Genomic DNA, 13,136 nt, shown 5'->3' with positions numbered 1-13,136 from the left:
TGGCACACGCCGTACGCGGTGTGGTTGCGCTCGGCGAGTGCGTCATGAGGTGACCTGGGCGGGAAGATCAGGGCTCACCGGGTCGAGGCCGGGCGCGGCCTTCAGGGTGAGGACCATGGTCATTCCGCCGCCCGGGGTGTCCTCGGCACTGAGGGTGCCGCCCATCGCCTCCGTGAAGCCGCGGGCCACCGCGAGGCCAAGGCCCACCCCGGCGCCGCGCGGGGCGTCCCCGTACCGCTGGAACGGCTCGAAGATCCGCTCCTTCTCGTCGTCGGGAACCCCGGGTCCCCGATCGGCCACCCGCACCTCCACCCGGTCGCCCAGCGCGCTCGCCGCCACACTGACGGGAACGCCCTCCGGGCTGTACTTGACCGCGTTCTCGACGATGTTGGCCACCGCCCGCTCCAGTAGTCCCCGGTCGACGGCCACCATCGGCAGCGACTCGGGAATGTCCAATTCCACACTCTCGACGGGTACCGACACCAGCGCCATCGGTACCACCTCGTCAAGGTCGGTCACCCGGATCAGCGGAGTCACGGTGCCGGTCTGGAGACGGGACATGTCCAGCAGATTGCCCACGAGGTGGTCCAGCCGGTCGGCGCCGTCCTCGATTCCCTCCAGGAGCTCGGCCTCATCCTCGTCGGACCAGGCCACGTCGTCCGAGCGCAAGGAGCTGACGGCCGCCTTGATCGCCGCCAGCGGGGTGCGCAGATCGTGGCTCACCGCGGCGAGCAGCGCCGTACGGATGCGATTGCCCTCGGCCAGTGCCCGCGCCTGCTCCGCCTGGCCGACCAGCCGCTCCCGATCCAGCACCACAGCCGCCTGGGCGGCGAACGCGGCCAGTACGCGACGGTCCTCAGCGGGCAGCACCCGGCCGGAGAGCGCCAGGGCCATGTGGTCGCCGACCGGCATGTCCACATCCGCGTCCTCGGGACGCACCACACAGCGCGGCCCCACACTGCCCGCGGTCGTCCAGGGGTCGACGTCGCTCTTACGCTCAAGCAGCGCGACCGACTCCATCCCGAAGGTCTCCCGGACCCGCTGGAGCAGGGCGTCCAGGGTGGTCTCGCCACGCAGCACACTGCCGGCGAGGAACGACAGGATCTCCGACTCGGCACGCAGTCTGGCCGCTTGATGGGTGCGACGAGCAGCGAGATCGACCACGGAAGCCACGGCGACCGCCACCGCGAAGAAGATCACGATGGCGACGATGTTCTGGGGGTCGTAGACGGTCAGCGTGCGTACGGGTGGAGTGAAGTAGAAGTTCAGGAGCAGGGAGCCCACCGCGGCCGATGCCAGCGCGGGCAGCAGCCCACCCAGCAGTGCCGACAGAACGGTCAGAAAGAGGAAGAGCAGCACGTCATTGGCCAGCCCCAGTGAGTCTTCGATCCCTGTGAGCAGCAGCGACAGCAGTATCGGGGCGACCACGCCGACCAGCCAGCCCGCGATGATCCTGGTGCGACCGAGCCGCGCCCCGCGGGCCACGGGCAGCCCGCGCCCCTTGCCCGCTTCGTCGTGGGTGACGATGTGGACATCGAGATCGGGGCCCGAGTCGCGGGCGACGGTGGCACCGACACCCGGACCGAAGATGTACTGCCAGGCCTTGCGGCGGCTGGACCCCAACACGATCTGGGTGCCGTTCACCCCTCGGGCGAACTCCAGCAGGGACACCGGTATGTCGTCGCCGATGACATGGTGGAACGTTCCGCCGAGGTCCTCGACAAGGGTCCGCTGGACGGCCAACTCCTTGGGCGAGGCCGAGGTCAGTCCATCGCTGCGGGCTATGTAGAGGGCGAGGATCTCGCTTCCCGAGCCCTTGGCGGCCATCCGAGCCGCCCGGCGGATCAGGGTGCGCCCCTCCGGCCCGCCCGTGAGCCCCACCACGATGCGCTCGCGGGCCTGCCAGGTGGAGCGGATGTTGTGCTCCCCGCGGTACTGCTGGAGGTACTCGTCGACCCGGTCCGCCACCCACAGGAGCGCCAGCTCACGCAGAGCGGTCAGATTGCCCGGGCGGAAGTAGTTGGAGAGGGCCGCGTCGACCTTGTCCGAGGTGTAGATGTTGCCGTGCGCCATCCGGCGCCGGAGCGCCTGGGGCGTCATGTCCACCAGCTCTATCTGCTCCGCCCGGCGCACCACCTCGTCGGGCACGGTCTCGCGCTGGCGCACGCCCGTTATCGACTCGACGACATCGCCGAGTGACTCGAAGTGCTGGATGTTCACCGTGGTGATCACATCGATCCCCGCGACCAGCAGCTCTTCGACGTCCTGCCAGCGTTTGGCGTTCCGTGAGCCCGGCACATTGGTGTGCGCCAGCTCATCCACCAGCGCGACCGCGGGGGAGCGTTCCAGTACGGCGTCGACATCCATCTCGGTGAAACCGGAGCCGCGGTACTCGATCTCGCGGCGCTGGATCTGCTCCAGACCGTGCAGCATCACCTCCGTACGGGGACGGTTGTGGTGCTCCACGAAGGCCACGACGCAGTCCGTGCCACGTTCCACCCGCCGATGGGCCTCGGACAGCATGGCGTAGGTCTTGCCGACGCCCGGCGCCGCGCCGAGATAGATCCGTAGCTTGCCGCGTCCCATGGCCTCATTGTCTTTCAGAAACAGCTGTGTGCGCTGCGACGACCATACGGCGGGGGAATCGGGCATATCGGGCGCAGGGCGTGTCTGAGCGGCGTCTTTGACGTGATTCTGATGCCACGCGGGACGGTGGCGACCCCGCCGAGCCGATGTGATGGTTGCCTGGTGAACCGATGTTCCCCGGGCTGCGGGGCTCCCTTCCGGCGCGGGAGCCCACCCCGGCGTCCCTGCCAGCGCGGGCGCCTACTCGACGTTCGCAGCGGGCCGGGCGAAAGGCCGCAGGCCCCCTACCCATGCCCCCGCCAGTGGGTCCGTACCCAGGCAGCCGGGCGGGTCAGGGGCCGGGTTCGTGCCCCGTCGTGCCCCGCCCGGGAAGCGCCTCGTACGGCTGACGCGGAGAGGGGCGCCCGGCCAGCCGCCAGGTGCGAGCCCGGCCAGCGGGCTGACGCCCGCCACGCCCTCGCCTCTCTGTCCCCGCCGGACCGCGATCAGTGCTCGGTGATCTCCCCGTCGCTGAGTTCGATCACCCGATCCGCCAGCCCCAGCAGCTGAGCGTCATGCGTGGCCACCAGAGCGGTCACGCCCTCGCCCCGCACCACCGCCCGCAGCAGCTCCATCACCGCCAGCCCGGTCTCCGCGTCCAGCTGACCCGTCGGCTCATCGGCGATCAGCAGGGCAGGGCGGTTGGCCAGCGCGCGGGCGATGGCCACGCGCTGCTGTTGGCCACCGGAGAGCTCCCCGGGCCGCTGCGAGGCATGGTCCGCGAGGCCCACCAGCGACAGCAGCAGCTGAACGCGTTCCTCGCGCTCGCGAGAGCGGGTCTTCCGCAACCGCATCGGTACGCCCACGTTCTCGGCCGCCGACAGGATCGGGATCAGCCCGAATGCCTGGAAGACAAATCCGATCCGATCCCGTCGCAGTTCAAGGAGCTGCTTCTCGCCCAGTCCCGCCAGCTCGGTGCCGTCGACGGTGATCCGCCCTTCGTCGGGGGAGTCCAACCCGCCGACCAGATTGAGCAGGGTCGTCTTCCCCGAGCCCGACCTGCCCTTGAGCGCGATCAGCTCCCCCCGGGCTATCTCGAAGGAGACGCCTCTCAACGCATGTACGGCCGAAGCGCCCGAGCCATAGGAACGGTGCAGATCCTCCACCCGCACCATCGGCCCCGATGCCGGGTCGTCTACGAGCGCCGTGCTGGCACGGGCCCCTGTGCTCTCGGTCATAAAGCGCCCTTCGTAGGGGAGTCCTGGTCCGATCCCGGCACAGTACGAGAAAAGACCGGTGGGCCGCACTCCCTCAGGGGAGCGCGACCCACCGGTCAGTGCTGATCAGACAGGTGTCAGCGCACTTCGGTGATCTCCGGACCACGCTGGAGCTGACCCATGCCACCGGAGAACCGGGAGCCTTCCTGGTCCTCCTGCTGAACGCCCTCGGGCACCATCTGGGCGTCCTCGGGCAGCTTCAGAACGATCGGGTCCCGAGGCGCCATGGGGCCTTCGCCACGGACGACGACGGTGTCCTTGAAGATCTGCTCCAGAAGGCCGGCGGCCTCGGGCTGTACCGCGCCCTGCCCGGAGATCACTCCACGCAGGAACCACCGCGGCCCGTCCACACCGATGAAGCGCACGAGCTGCACACCGCCGGTGCCGTCCGGCAGCTGTACCGGCACCTGCGCCCGCAGCTCCCAGCCCAGCGGACCCTCGACCTCGTCGATGATGCCGCCCTGCTGGGTGATACCGGAGGCGATCTCCTCGCGGACCTCGCCCCAGATACCTTCCTTCTTCGGCGCCGCGAACGCCTGGAGCTGTACGGCGCTGTCGCGCAGCACGACCGTCGCCGCGACGATGGCGTCGCCGGCGACCTCGACCCGCAGCTCCATGCCCTCGACCCCGGGCACGAAGAGCCCGCCCAGGTCGACCCGACCCTCGTCGGGCTTGGAGACCTCGACTACATCCCAGGGGCCGTCGGGGCGTGGCGCTGGCGGGAGGTTCGCCCGGCGGGAGCCCTTGCCGCCCTCACTGCTCTCAGAGCTGTCAGCTTCTTCCGAGTCGAGCTCGGCGACCTGCTCGGCCTCGGCCGCTGCGTCCGCGTCCCCCGCGGAACCACTCTTCTTGCGACGTCCGAACACGTCACTGTCCTTCCCGGTCGGATACGACGGAAGCGTATCGATTCCCACCCGATGAGCCGTCCACGGCGGCATGGCCGCCGGTGGACCCGAAGCCCCCCTCGGCCCGCGCCGAGCCGGGAAGCTCCGCCACCTCGTGGAAGCGCACCTTCTCGACCTGCTGGACAACCAGTTGGGCAATCCGGTCAAATCGCTCGAACCGCACCGTCTCGTGCGGGTCGAGATTGACCACGATCACCTTGATCTCCCCACGGTACCCGGCATCAATCGTCCCCGGGGCATTCACGAGTGCTACGCCGCAGCGGGCCGCGAGACCGGAGCGCGGATGCACGAACGCGGCGTACCCGTCGGGCAGGGCGATGGCCACCCCGGTGGGCAGCACGGCACGCTCACCGGGAGCGAGCTCGGCACTCTCGCAGGTGACCAGATCCGCCCCCGCGTCCCCGGGATGGGCATACGTGGGGAGCGGGACCTCCGGGTCCACTCGATGGATCAGAAGGTCTACGGGGCTCAAGTGGCCGGACGGCTGGGACATCAGGGATTCACCTCGAAAGCGCGTACGCGCCGGATCTGGTCGGGGTCGGCCATGGCGGCCTGAATCTCCACCTGGCGGCCGTTGTCGATGAAGTGGTCGACCTTGACCTCGATGAAGAGGGCGTTGGCGCGCACGGCTACGGGGCCGGCGGGGCCGCCGATGCGGCCCACCGCGGTGGAGTAGATCTTTCGCCCGGCAACGGCGGTCACTTCGGCCTGCAGGAAGAGCTGGGTGTCCACCGGAACCGGCCTGACGAAGTCGGTCTCCAGCCGGCCCGTCACGGCGATGGTCCGCAGCAGCCAGTTCAGCGAGCCCAGGGTCTCGTCCAGCGCGGAGGTGAGCACCCCGCCGTGGGCCAGGCCAGGGGCGCCCTGGTGGGCGGCCTGCACGGTGAACTCGGCGGTGATGCTCACGCCGTCGCCCGCCCGCGCCTGGAGGTGGAGACCGTGCGGTTGGGCGCCGCCGCAGCCGAAGCAGTGGTCATAGTGCGTGCCGAGCAGTTCACCGGGGGCGGGGGCATCGGGGTGCCGTACCGGCCTCAAGGCATCGGCCGGCGGGATCAGTGCCGGATGGCCGGGGCTCGGCCCCCGGGGATTCTCAGTGCTCACAGGCGCAGACCTTACCCGCGTGGAATGGCAGCGGCCCCACCGTGCCAAGCTTGACGCCATGCAGCCCTCCGCCCCCGGCGCCACGGCCGTGCGCTACGAAGAACGCCTGACCGCTCCGCCCGCTTGGTGGGCCCTGATCCTGCTGGCCGGCATCTCGGGGGGACTGATCACCCTGCCGCTCGGCACCCTGCCACTGCTGGTCGGACTGATCGGCGCGGCGGCCCTCGCCGCGGTCCTGGTGAGTTCCTACGGGTCGGCCCGGATCCGGGTCGTCGCGGGTTCACTGGTCGTGGGTGACGCCCGCATTCCACTCAGCGCGCTGGGCGAGCCCGAGGTGCTGGACGCCGAGCAGGCCCGCGCCTGGCGCTCGTACAAGGCGGACCCGCGCGCGTTCATGCTGCTGCGCAGCTATGTCCCCACGGCCCTGCGGGTGGAGATCACGGACCCGGCCGACCCCACGCCGTACGTCTACCTCTCGACTCGCAACCCGGAGGAACTCGCGGCGGCGCTCTCGGCCGAGTAGCCGATTCGCCGGTGCGGGCAACCCGGCACGCGCTGTCGTCCGCGCTCGCTCCACGGCCGGAGACGCTTGCCGTGATTGGCTGAACTTCGATGTATGGAGACGCCTCGATCCCCGGTGGCCTGGCGCGGCTGGAGGATGCCGATCGCCCGGGCGGCAGCCTTACGAGATGACCGTGCCGGGCCCGCGCAACGACTCGGGCACACACGGTGCACGAGAAGCTGGGTAGGTCGGGCAAGGGCACCTCGCCGGGCGTCCACTCCAAACAGTCCGGCCCTTCTCCCCAAGGGCCGGGTGTCAGCCCTCCAGCTCGTGTGGCTTGTCGAGATGAGCCAGTGGCTGTGCGGGCTGCTCCAGGGGCGGGAGCGAGGGCAGGGCGTCCCAGGGAACCTGCCGAGTGCGCAGGTCCTTGCGGACCCGGTCCGCGAGATGTCGGGTATCCCGACGGTTCATCACGGCTCCGACCGCCGCGCCGACCATGAACGGAATCAGGTTCGGCAGATTGCGGATCATGCGTTTCATGATCTGTTGACGTAGCTCGCGCTTGAGTCCGCCGCTCACGGCGGCGTTCTTGTACGTCGAGGGCTTTGTCACGTCCACACCGCGCTCGTCCGACCAGGCGGCCAGATAGGCGGTGCTGCGTTCCTTGAGATTGCCCGGAGGCCTCAGGCCATAGACCTCATGTAGTTCTGCGATGAGCTTGAGCTCGATCGCGGCCACGCCGGTGATCTCCGCGGCTAGCTCCGCGGGCATCGCCGGAGGTACGGGAAGCATCGCGGCGGCTCCCACACCCGCGCCCACGGTCGCGGTCGCGTTGGACGCGCCCGCCACCAGCTTGTCGGCGAGCTGCTCGGTACTGAGACCCGGGAACTGCGCTCGAAGGGTCGCGAGATCACGCACCGGCACGCGCGGCGCGTTCTCGATGATCCGGTCGGCGACGTAACCCACGGCCGCCTTGGCGCTCTCGCCTGTCCTCCGTACGCCATGGCGCATGGAGGCCAGCCGCCCCGGCCGGGCCGACCCGTCGGGCCGGTCAGCCGGATCGCGCGGGAGCGCTTCGAGCGAGGCTGAGGTGCCTCGCTCGCCCTCTCCCGCACCGTAGGGCAGGAGGGCGGACGAGTACGCGTCAGAGGGCGTGCTGCCCTCTTCGGGTCCCGTACCGCCTGGATACGTCTCGTTAGACGCCTCCGACGGCTTCTGACGTCGGAAGCGTCGCTTCTTGGACGGTGTCTCACCTGCCACGGCCGACCGGACCTCAGTCGCAGTCGCGGCAGATCGGCTGGCCGTTCTTCTCACGGGCCAGCTGGCTGCGGTGGTGCACAAGGAAGCAGCTCATGCAGGTGAACTCATCGGCCTGCTTGGGCAGGACCCGGACGGCCAGTTCCTCATTGGAAAGGTCCGCGCCGGGCAGTTCCATGCCCTCTGCCGCTTCGAACTCGTCGACATCGACAGTCGAGGTCGACTTGTCGTTCCGTCGTGCCTTCAGCTCTTCAAGGCTGTCGGAATCGACGTCGTCGTCGGTCTTGCGTGGGGTGTCGTAATCCGTTGCCATGTCGCTCTCCCCCTCTGGGTGGTTGCGGTGTCTCCAGCGCACGTAACGCGTGAGAGGCCGGACTTGTGCCCGACCTGAGGCGGAGATTTTGCCTCACATCAAGGTCTGTTACTCAATCGACACCCAGCCGGACCCCGTGAGAGGTGATCGGCTTGGATGGCGAAGGGGACCGTACACGATCCAAATCTCGCAGCTCACGGGCGCCACCCCGTGTACTTCCCGTGATCTCGACCCCAGGAAACCAGGACTTTTCCCGGCTTTCCGGTAGCTTCCTTGATCACGGAGAGTAGATGGCCTGAAAGCCACCCCTGTGATCGATCCCACATGTTCAAGCCCGGAATGGGTCCTGAAAATTCCGCGTAAAGCGAACGAAGTCATCTGGTTTCAATTACGGTCTAGGTCGGAAGTGTGACGCGCATCACGAGCCCTCCGCCCTCGCGGGGCTCCGCGATGATACGTCCCCCGTGGGCCCTCGCGACCGATCGAGCGATCGACAACCCGAGTCCCACCCCCTTGTCGCTCCCCGTGCGCTCCTGGCGGAGCCTGCGAAACGGCTCCCACAGATTGTCGATCTCATAGGCGGGAACCACGGGCCCCGTGTTCGAGACGACCATGATCGCCTGGCCCGACCGCGTCTCGGTGGTCACCTCGACCCAGCCGTCCTCCGTGATGTTGTACCGCACGGCGTTCTGCACCAGGTTCAGTGCGATCCGCTCCAGCAGCACACCATTGCCCTGCACGGCCGCCGGCGCGCACTCCCCTCGGATCTCCACCCCCTTCGCCTCAGCCTCCGCGCGGGTCTGGTCGATCGCCCGGGTCGCCACCTCGGCCAGGTCCACCGGCTTGCGCTCAAAGGTCTGGTTGTCGCTACGGGCCAGCAGCAGAAGGCCCTCCACCAGCTGCTCGCTGCGCTCATTGGTGGCCAGCAGGGTCTTGCCGAGCTGCTGGAGCTCCATGGGTGCGCCGGGGTCGGAGAGGTGGACCTCCAGCAGCGTGCGGTTGATGGCCAGGGGGGTGCGCAACTCGTGCGAGGCGTTGGCGACGAACCGCTGCTGAGCGGTGAAGGCCCGCTCCAGCCGGTCCAGCATCTCGTCGAAGGTGTCCGACAGCTCCTTGAGCTCGTCGTCCGGGCCATCGAGCTCGATCCGCCGGGTGAGGTCCGAACCGGCCACCTGACGGGCGGTGCGAGTGATGCGGCCCAGCGGCGACAGCACCCGGCCCGCCATCGCGTAACCGAAGGCGAAGGCGATGATGCTCAGCCCGAGCAGCGCGAACAGCGACCGGCGCAGCAGATCGTCGAGCGCCACCTCGCGCTGGCGCGCGAAGCAGTCCTTCAGCACCGCGTTGGCCTGGTCGGCCGAGAGGTTCTGGCTGGGTGCCGGGCAGGAGTTGTCGGTGAGCTCGATGGTGCTCTGGGGGAGCAGCTTGAACGGCAGGGCGTTCCCCGAGTGCAGCGCCTGTGCCGCGAGCAGATAGATGATCGACAGCAGGAGTACGCCGGCGATCAGGAACATTCCGCCGTACAGCAGGGTCAGCCGTATCCGGATCGTCGGACGCAGCAGGGGGCGGACCGGGTCCCGTGGGTCCCAGGTCGGTTTCGGAGGCGCCGACGGATGCGGCGGAGTCGCGGCCACCGCAGATCAGATCCGATATCCCGAGCCGGGGACGGTGACGATCACCGGCGGCTCTCCCAGCTTGCGACGCAGGGTCATCACCGTCACCCGCACCACATTGGTAAAGGGATCGGTGTTCTCGTCCCACGCCTTCTCCAGCAGCTGCTCGGCCGAGACGACGGCACCCTCGCTGCGCATCAGCACTTCCAGCACCGCGAACTCCTTGGGCGCGAGCTGGATCTCCCGACCGTCCCGGAAGATCTCCCGGCGGTTGGGGTCCAGCTTGATCCCCGCGCGCTCCAGAACGGGCGGCAGGGGCACTGTGGTGCGCCGGCCCAGCGCGCGCACCCGGGCGGTCAGCTCGGTGAAGGCGAACGGCTTGGGCAGATAGTCGTCCGCGCCGAGCTCCAGCCCCTCGACCCGGTCGCTGACATCGCCCGAAGCGGTCAGCATCAGGACGCGGGTGGGCATACCGAGCTCGACGATCTTTCGGCAGACGTCATCGCCGTGGACCAGAGGGAGGTCGCGGTCCAGGACGACCACGTCGTAGTCGTTGACGCCGATGCGCTCCAGAGCCGCCGCGCCGTCGTACACGACGTCCACGGCCATTGCCTCTCGGCGCAGTCCGGTGGCCACCGCATCGGCGAGCAGCTGCTCGTCCTCGACGACGAGTACGCGCACGTCGCGTTCCTTCCTTTGGGCCCATCAGCCATGATCAGGGCGTTTTTGCACTCGCTGTGCGCCTCCATCCTGCCCGTTACGCGCGTAAACCGGCGGTAAGGCGAGATGGGCCCCGGGGGCCAGGAATCGGTCCGAGGGAATTGACCGGATTCTCGGGCCAGTTGAGGTTTTGCCCGTGAGCGGCTGGGGGAGGACGCTTAGACATCCTGAGATCACGCCCTGCTAGTGGCAGCGACGTCCTACGTGGCGACGCCACAACCCCGGCCCACTGCGGCCATGGGTGATCGATCACCCCGTCCCCTGCTGCGGCAGGGGGACCCCGAGGCACACCCCCGTGCCACCGACCCACGACGAGGGGGCGCACATGGACGCATTTACCGCAGGACTGGTACAGCGCATCAAGGCAGCGGAGACGGATCTCACACTTGCTCGTGCGACGGGCGATGAGTTCCTGGCCGATGTCGAGCAGGAAGAGTTGGACGATCTCCACCGTCTGGCCGCCGAGCACGGTGTGGAAGTAGGGGCAGCGTAGCCCCCACCCTCAAGCGCAGGGCCCCCGCCGATGCTGGCGGGGGCCCTGCGCCGTCCTGAGCGCCCGAGGGGCGTACGGCTGCCCCCCGGTCGGCAGCGGAGGCCCCTGGGGCTGTTGTGGCCCGTGGTGGGCGTGCTGGGGCCATCGCCTGCCTCGGCTGTTCGCCCGCCGGGGCGCCCGGCCACCCTGAGATCAGCAAGCCCGATCAGTCGTGCCAGGCGCCGAACTCCTCCAGGAGCTCTTGGAGAGGTTCGAACACCCCCGGGCCCGCCGCCACCGTGAGGTCATAGGAGGCCCGCTGGCCGGGACGTCCGCCCGTCAGGGCCCCCGCTTCGCGGGCGATCAGATCGCCGGCCGCGAGATCCCAGGGGCTGAGCCCGCGCTCGTAGTAGCCGTTCAGCCGGCCCGCCGCGACATCGCAGAGGTCCACGGCGGCGGAGCCGCTGCGGCGGATGTCCCGGAGCCGGGGGATCAACCGCTGGGCGACATCGGCCTGATGGGCTCGTACGGACTGGACGTAGTTGAAGCCGGTGGACACCAGGGACTGATCCAGCGGGGCGGCGGGGCGGCACCGCACCGGCTTGTCGTTGAGGTAGGCGCCCCCGCCGAGCACCGCCCGGCAGGTCTCCCTGCGCTGGGGCACCTCGACCACTCCGACGACGGTCTCCCCGTTCGCCTCGGCGGCGATGGAGACCGCCCAGGTCGGCAAGCCGTAGAGGTAGTTGACCGTGCCGTCGAGCGGGTCGATGACCCAGCGCACACCGCTGGTGCCCGTGGTCGAGGCACCCTCCTCGCCGAGGATCCCGTCGTCGGGCCGGTGCTCCAGCAGAAAACCGGTGATCAGTTTCTCGGCCGCGATGTCCATCTCGGTGACGACGTCGATGGGACTGGACTTGGTCGCGGCGACCCCGAGATCGGCGGGTCGGCCATCGCGCAGCAACTCTCCCGCCCGTCCGGCGGCCTCCAGCGCGAGATCCAGCAGTTCGGACAGGAGGGGGTCCCTGACGTCGGTCACGGCGATTCCTTTACCCGGTCGGATGATCCTTCTCATCCTCGCGCACCGATGAACGGGTGGCTCGGACGGTATGCGTTCGCACTGTCGTACGGACGGTGAGTTCTGTGCGTCGACCGACACCCGAGGTGCCCGGCCCCTGACTCGGGGCCGGGGCCCGGACCGGTGTCGGCCACCGCGCGGCGACAGGCCCCGGGCCTGGTGATAGCCGCGGGGGCGAGCCGGCGAGGGTACGGGTGGTCAGCTGGGGCGCTCGCCCGTACCCGCCGCCGCCGGTCGGGGCGAGCGCCCCGGGCAGCAGCCGATCGGACACAGGTCGTGCGAGGGCCCCAGCGACCCCAGCGCACAGCGGGGAACCCGCGCACCCCGCTCCGCCGCGGCCCGCTCAAGGACCAGCTCGCGCACCGCGGCGGCGAACCGGGGATCGGCCCCGACGGTCGCCGACCGCCGCACCGGCAGCCCCAACTCCGCCGCCTTCGCCACCGCCTCCGTGTCGAGGTCGTAAAGGACCTCCATATGGTCCGAGACAAAGCCGATCGGGACCATCACCGCCGCCGGGGCCCCCGAGCCCTTCAACTCCTCCAGGTGATCGCAGATGTCCGGCTCCAGCCAGGGGATGTGCGGCGCGCCGCTGCGGGACTGGTAGACCAGCCGCCAGGGGTGCTCGACCCCCGTCTCCTCGCGCACGGCGTCGGCGATGAGCCCCGCCACCTCCAGATGCTGACGGAGATAGGCCCCGCCGTCGCCGTGCCCCTCGACCGGACCCGAGGTGTCGGCCGCCGTGAGGGGGATGGAGTGGGTGGTGAAGGCGAGATGGGCCCCCGCCCGTACCTCGGCGGGTAGCTCCCCGAGCGACTTCAGCACCCCGTCGATCATGGGACGGACAAAGCCCGGATGGTTGAAGTAGTGCCGGAGCTTATCGACGCGAAGCGCCGGGAATCCTTCCGCTTCCAGCGTCGACAGTGCGCCGGCCAGATCCTCCCGATACTGGCGGCAACCCGAGTATGAGGCGTATGCGCTGGTCACCAGCACGGCAATCCGGCGGTGGCCCTCCCGTGCCATCTCCCTCAGGGTGTCGGTCAGATACGGCGCCCAGTTCCGGTTGCCCCAATGGACGGGCAGGTTCAAGCCGTGATCGGCGAAGTCCTTGCGCAACGCGTCCATCAGGGTGCGGTTCTGCTCGTTGATCGGGCTGACACCACCGAACAGAAAGTAGTGCTGCCCCACCTCCTTGAGCCGCTCCCTGGGGATGCCTCGGCCGCGGGTCGCGTTCTCCAGGAACGGGACGACGTCGTCCGGGCCCTCAGGGCCGCCGTAGGAGAGCAGGAGCAGGGCGTCGTAGGGGGAGGGGGCGCACTCATCGGACATGACTCCGATC

13 protein-coding genes are annotated in these 13,136 nt (G+C 69.3%); 2 read left to right on the top strand and 11 right to left on the bottom strand.

Annotated elements, in window-relative coordinates; all coding sequences use genetic code 11:
- Positions 1-42 precede the first annotated feature (42 nt).
- The 5 genes from NBG84_RS02185 to NBG84_RS02165 form a co-directional block, all read right to left on the bottom strand.
- The gene (locus NBG84_RS02185; RefSeq protein ID WP_250917488.1) at positions 43-2,586 is read right to left on the bottom strand and encodes an ATP-binding protein; all 2,544 of its coding nucleotides are present in this window, start codon (positions 2,584-2,586) and stop codon (positions 43-45) included.
- A gap of 485 nt (positions 2,587-3,071) precedes the next feature.
- Positions 3,072-3,803 (bottom strand): ABC transporter ATP-binding protein, encoded by a 732-nt coding sequence (locus NBG84_RS02180; RefSeq protein WP_250917487.1) that lies wholly within the window; start codon positions 3,801-3,803, stop codon positions 3,072-3,074.
- Between the two features lie 116 nt (positions 3,804-3,919).
- On the bottom strand, positions 3,920-4,708 hold the full coding sequence (locus tag NBG84_RS02175; RefSeq protein ID WP_250917486.1) for a DUF3710 domain-containing protein: 789 nt from the start codon (positions 4,706-4,708) through the stop codon (positions 3,920-3,922).
- Between the two features lies 1 nt (position 4,709).
- Complete coding sequence (gene dut / locus NBG84_RS02170; RefSeq protein ID WP_250917485.1) at positions 4,710-5,240, bottom strand: dUTP diphosphatase; 531 nt, start codon at positions 5,238-5,240, stop codon at positions 4,710-4,712.
- A complete protein-coding gene (locus NBG84_RS02165) occupies positions 5,240-5,848 on the bottom strand; it encodes a PaaI family thioesterase (protein ID WP_250917484.1) in 609 nt (202 codons plus the stop codon). Before NBG84_RS02165 ends, dut begins: the two co-directional genes overlap by 1 nt.
- A gap of 58 nt (positions 5,849-5,906) precedes the next feature.
- On the opposite strand from NBG84_RS02165, the gene NBG84_RS02160 reads away from it, so the two are divergent.
- Positions 5,907-6,371 (top strand): DUF3093 domain-containing protein, encoded by a 465-nt coding sequence (locus tag NBG84_RS02160; RefSeq protein ID WP_250917483.1) that lies wholly within the window; start codon positions 5,907-5,909, stop codon positions 6,369-6,371.
- Between the two features lie 294 nt (positions 6,372-6,665).
- Here the strand turns inward: NBG84_RS02160 and NBG84_RS02155 are convergent, their stop codons facing one another.
- The 4 genes from NBG84_RS02155 to NBG84_RS02140 form a co-directional block, all read right to left on the bottom strand.
- The gene (locus NBG84_RS02155; protein ID WP_250917482.1) at positions 6,666-7,610 is read right to left on the bottom strand and encodes a hypothetical protein; all 945 of its coding nucleotides are present in this window, start codon (positions 7,608-7,610) and stop codon (positions 6,666-6,668) included.
- Between the two features lie 13 nt (positions 7,611-7,623).
- On the bottom strand, positions 7,624-7,920 hold the full coding sequence (locus tag NBG84_RS02150; protein ID WP_005310959.1) for a DUF4193 domain-containing protein: 297 nt from the start codon (positions 7,918-7,920) through the stop codon (positions 7,624-7,626).
- A gap of 395 nt (positions 7,921-8,315) precedes the next feature.
- Positions 8,316-9,554, bottom strand: a complete 1,239-nt coding sequence (locus NBG84_RS02145) for a sensor histidine kinase (RefSeq protein WP_250917481.1) — start codon at positions 9,552-9,554, stop codon at positions 8,316-8,318.
- Between the two features lie 6 nt (positions 9,555-9,560).
- Positions 9,561-10,214, bottom strand: a complete 654-nt coding sequence (locus NBG84_RS02140; RefSeq protein WP_250917480.1) for a response regulator transcription factor — start codon at positions 10,212-10,214, stop codon at positions 9,561-9,563.
- A gap of 364 nt (positions 10,215-10,578) precedes the next feature.
- On the opposite strand from NBG84_RS02140, the gene NBG84_RS02135 reads away from it, so the two are divergent.
- The gene (locus tag NBG84_RS02135) at positions 10,579-10,746 is read left to right on the top strand and encodes a hypothetical protein (protein WP_250917479.1); all 168 of its coding nucleotides are present in this window, start codon (positions 10,579-10,581) and stop codon (positions 10,744-10,746) included.
- A 205-nt stretch (positions 10,747-10,951) separates the two neighbouring features.
- Here the strand turns inward: NBG84_RS02135 and NBG84_RS02130 are convergent, their stop codons facing one another.
- Positions 10,952-11,797 carry an inositol monophosphatase family protein gene (locus NBG84_RS02130; RefSeq protein WP_250917478.1) on the bottom strand — a complete coding sequence of 282 codons (846 nt, stop codon included), beginning with the start codon at positions 11,795-11,797 and terminating at the stop codon, positions 10,952-10,954.
- A 201-nt stretch (positions 11,798-11,998) separates the two neighbouring features.
- On the bottom strand, positions 11,999-13,126 hold the full coding sequence (locus NBG84_RS02125) for a ferrochelatase (protein ID WP_250917477.1): 1,128 nt from the start codon (positions 13,124-13,126) through the stop codon (positions 11,999-12,001).
- Positions 13,127-13,136: the final 10 nt, after the last annotated feature.

Origin of the sequence: Streptomyces albipurpureus (genome assembly GCF_023701525.1) — a bacterium.
Classification (GTDB): domain Bacteria; phylum Actinomycetota; class Actinomycetes; order Streptomycetales; family Streptomycetaceae; genus Streptomyces; species Streptomyces albipurpureus.
Note: the sequence above shows the minus strand (reverse complement) of the source record. Positions and strands in the feature narration are given on the sequence as shown.

Bases quoted from the DNA above. Each gene is read 5' to 3' on its own strand.
- NBG84_RS02185 (WP_250917488.1), bottom strand. From the start codon at position 2,586: ATGGGACGCGGCAAGCTACGGATCTATCTCGGCGCGGCGCCGGGCGTC.
- NBG84_RS02180 (WP_250917487.1), bottom strand. From the start codon at position 3,803: ATGACCGAGAGCACAGGGGCCCGTGCCAGCACGGCGCTCGTAGACGAC.
- dut (WP_250917485.1), bottom strand. From the start codon at position 5,240: ATGTCCCAGCCGTCCGGCCACTTGAGCCCCGTAGACCTTCTGATCCAT.
- NBG84_RS02160 (WP_250917483.1), top strand. From the start codon at position 5,907: ATGCAGCCCTCCGCCCCCGGCGCCACGGCCGTGCGCTACGAAGAACGC.
- NBG84_RS02150 (WP_005310959.1), bottom strand. From the start codon at position 7,920: ATGGCAACGGATTACGACACCCCACGCAAGACCGACGACGACGTCGAT.
- NBG84_RS02135 (WP_250917479.1), top strand. From the start codon at position 10,579: ATGGACGCATTTACCGCAGGACTGGTACAGCGCATCAAGGCAGCGGAG.
- NBG84_RS02130 (WP_250917478.1), bottom strand. From the start codon at position 11,797: ATGAGAAGGATCATCCGACCGGGTAAAGGAATCGCCGTGACCGACGTC.
- NBG84_RS02125 (WP_250917477.1), bottom strand. From the start codon at position 13,126: ATGTCCGATGAGTGCGCCCCCTCCCCCTACGACGCCCTGCTCCTGCTC.